We start from the raw sequence: 289 nt of genomic DNA, 5'->3' as shown, positions 1-289 counted from the left end.
GAGCGGTGGTCCTCGTCGGCGAGGGTGCGCAGCAGCCGTGCGAGGTCGCGGCCGCGGGACGCGTCGAGGTTCGCAGTGGGTTCGTCGGCGAGCAGGACGGGCGGGTCGTTGGCCAGCGCGCGGGCCAGGGCGACGCGCTGCTGCTCGCCTCCTGACATCTGTGAGGGTCGGGCGGTGGCGCGGTGGGTGAGCCCGACTCGTTCGAGCAGCTCGGCGGCGCGGGCGTGGGCGGGCGCCCCGGTGAGGCCGGCGATGTTGGCGGCGACGGCGATGTTCTCGGTGGCGGTGA

The 289-nt window shown here is 75.8% G+C and carries 1 protein-coding gene; it reads right to left on the bottom strand.

Going from position 1 to position 289, the window contains the following annotated elements; genetic code table 11:
- The coding region (locus tag QWY28_RS23485; protein ID WP_300955327.1) for an ATP-binding cassette domain-containing protein at positions 1-289 on the bottom strand (289 nt) is incomplete at both ends.

The organism is Nocardioides oceani (assembly GCF_030412965.1).
Classification (GTDB): Bacteria; Actinomycetota; Actinomycetes; order Propionibacteriales; family Nocardioidaceae; genus Nocardioides; species Nocardioides oceani.
This window is presented reverse-complemented; position numbering and strand designations above follow the sequence as displayed.